We start from the raw sequence: 2,379 nt of genomic DNA, 5'->3' as shown, positions 1-2,379 counted from the left end.
TATCAATTAATACAAAATTAAGTTAGATATGCGTGTTGGAAAATATTTTTTTGACACTCAAAAATGGCGTGAGCCATTGATATATCAACATTTATAGAGGGAGGGATAGTTTGAACTTTAAAGAATTTAGTAGTCTTCTTTATCAGATAAAGATTGCGAACCAAGAAATGACATCCAAATTTGAGGAAGTAACTGGATTTAGTTTGACCAGGTATGAATTAATGATGCTTCTTAAAGAAACAAGAAAATGTTCGCAAAAGCAAATACAGCATAGGTTACATATTGATAGTGCTGCTGTTACGAGACATTTAAAAATTTTAGAAGAAAAAGAATATGTGATTCGAGAAAGAAATAAAGAAAATAATCGAGAAATTTTCGTAGAAATTACTGAAAAAGCAAAAATGGATCTTGAAAGCTGTGAGAAAGAACATGATAGACCACAAAATCCTTTATATCATCTACTTAGTTCTGTAGAAGAGAAACAATTACGACTATTGCTTAAAAAATTAATCAAAGAAGAGATTTAAAAATGACAATAAATAATGATTTTTCAGATATCGCTTATAATAGAAAATCCATCAGATTGTACGATGAGAGTATCAAAATTTCTAACGAAGAAATGCTTGAAATGATCCAGAAATCAACTATAGCACCGTCGTCAGTAAATATGCAGCCTTGGCGTTTTGTAGTCGTCGAGAGTCCTGAAGAAAAACAAAAATTGAAACCATTAATTCGTTTCAATACAAGACAAAACGACACATCTTCAGCAATGATACTTATATTTGGAGATATGGAATGTTATGAGTATGGAGAAGTAATTTATAATTAGGCAGTAATTGAAGGTAAAATGTCTCCAAAAGTGAGAGATGAACAATTAGCTGCAATCATCCCTTATTACAAAAACTTCACTAGAGAAGAAATGAATGATGTTGTAAAAATTGATTCCAGTTTAGCTGCTATGCAATTTATGCTTGTTGCACGTGCTCATGGATATGATACGAACCCTATTGGTGGATTTGAAGCCGATAAATTAGCAGAAGCATTTGGATTAAAAAAAGACCGTTATGTACCGGTCATGATTCTATCCATTGGTAAAGCATTAGAAGAAGGATATAATTCTATTCGACTGGATGCAAAAGAATTCACTACTTTTAAATAAGAGAGGAAGCTGATCAAATGAAAGTTATTAATGCCTCATTTTTTATCAAAGGGAATCAACGCGAGAATTTTCTATCAGACACCAAAGAATTAATTTCAGAAACTAGAAAAGAAGAAGGTTGTTTAGCCTACAATCTTTACGAATCCCTAGAAGAAAGAAATACCTTCATTATGGTAGAAAATTGGAAAGATCAATTTGCAATTGATATCCATAATCAAAATCCTTTACTACAAAATTTTATTAGTAAAGTAGCTGATTACAGCATAAAAGCACCTGACTTAAAAATTTTCGAATTTGGAGGATAAGTGATGACTATATGGTCTATTATTTTAACGGTGATTGTTGCTATTGAGTTTTTTTATATCATGTATATTCAAACAATCATTACAATTTCTAGCAAGACAAGTCGTATATTTAACATTGATCAGAAAGAATTAAGTCAAAAGTCACTTAATGTGTTACTCAAAAACCAAGGAGTATATAATGGATTAATTGGGTTAGGATTGCTCTATGGTGTATTTTTATCACCAAATTCTCTTGAAGTCACAAGATTACTACTAGTTTACATTATAATTGTTGCTTTATATGGTAGTGTCACAAGTAGTAAAAAAATTATTTTTATACAGGGTGGTCCAGCTCTAGTAACCTTAATTTCAACACTCTTTTAATTTTTATAACTACGTCTCTACGAAGGAGCTAGTGTTAAAAAATAGTTGAATTTTCCAAATTATTAATACACAATAGACCCATATAAATCCTTAATATGCGCTAAAAACATTTAACTTGAATCCTTATTTCAAAGACAATAAAAAAAGAGGGTTAAATAAAAAACTGATCCCAGTGCTGTGCTGGTGTCAGTTTTTTTAGCTATCATTTCTCTCTTCAGTAAGTATAGTATTTAATCAAGATTTTAGATAGCTGTAAGAACTTAATAAAATAGACTATAATTTATTCATACACCATAACCCAATACTTTTCATTCGGATTACCTTCTTCGACAACTTTTTTCCAGCCATTATTTTCATAGAATTCCATAGCTTTTTTATTTTCAGATACACACTTCAACTCTATTGGTTTATTCATTTTGTTTATAGAGGCATTAATCAATTGGGTGCTGTCAATAACGCCTCTAAATTCTCCGATAATATCGGGATAAAATTCCCCATTATAGAATTAAGTAGTTAAATGATTAGCTGGGAATATCCCAGCTTTTTTCTTTT

The 2,379-nt window shown here is 30.4% G+C and carries 4 protein-coding genes and 1 pseudogene; 4 read left to right on the top strand and 1 reads right to left on the bottom strand.

Translation table 11 applies throughout. From position 1 onward, the window contains the following. Positions 1-110 precede the first annotated feature (110 nt). The 4 genes and pseudogenes from ACFSY7_RS10420 (at position 111) to ACFSY7_RS10405 (ending at position 1,827) form a co-directional block, all read left to right on the top strand. Positions 111-527, top strand: a complete 417-nt coding sequence (locus ACFSY7_RS10420) for a MarR family winged helix-turn-helix transcriptional regulator (RefSeq protein ID WP_380147783.1) — start codon at positions 111-113, stop codon at positions 525-527. Positions 528-529: 2 nt separating this feature from the next. Next, a pseudogene (locus ACFSY7_RS10415) lies at positions 530-1,159 on the top strand (nitroreductase family protein). 17 nt (positions 1,160-1,176) lie between these two features. Continuing rightward, complete coding sequence (locus tag ACFSY7_RS10410; protein ID WP_034537162.1) at positions 1,177-1,464, top strand: putative quinol monooxygenase; 288 nt, start codon at positions 1,177-1,179, stop codon at positions 1,462-1,464. Between the two features lie 3 nt (positions 1,465-1,467). Beyond that, positions 1,468-1,827, top strand: coding sequence for a DUF1304 domain-containing protein (locus tag ACFSY7_RS10405; protein WP_034537165.1), 360 nt, complete (start codon positions 1,468-1,470; stop codon positions 1,825-1,827). 280 nt (positions 1,828-2,107) lie between these two features. On the opposite strand, the gene ACFSY7_RS10400 is transcribed toward ACFSY7_RS10405, so the two are convergent. Further along, on the bottom strand, positions 2,108-2,242 hold the full coding sequence (locus ACFSY7_RS10400) for a hypothetical protein (protein ID WP_380147782.1): 135 nt from the start codon (positions 2,240-2,242) through the stop codon (positions 2,108-2,110). Positions 2,243-2,379 lie beyond the last annotated feature (137 nt).

Source organism: Kurthia populi (assembly GCF_042686175.1).
Classification (GTDB): domain Bacteria; phylum Bacillota; class Bacilli; order Bacillales_A; family Planococcaceae; genus Kurthia; species Kurthia populi.
This window is presented reverse-complemented; position numbering and strand designations above follow the sequence as displayed.

Bases quoted from the DNA above. Each gene is read 5' to 3' on its own strand.
- ACFSY7_RS10400 (WP_380147782.1), bottom strand. From the start codon at position 2,242: ATGAATAAACCAATAGAGTTGAAGTGTGTATCTGAAAATAAAAAAGCT.
- ACFSY7_RS10405 (WP_034537165.1), top strand. From the start codon at position 1,468: ATGACTATATGGTCTATTATTTTAACGGTGATTGTTGCTATTGAGTTT.
- ACFSY7_RS10410 (WP_034537162.1), top strand. From the start codon at position 1,177: ATGAAAGTTATTAATGCCTCATTTTTTATCAAAGGGAATCAACGCGAG.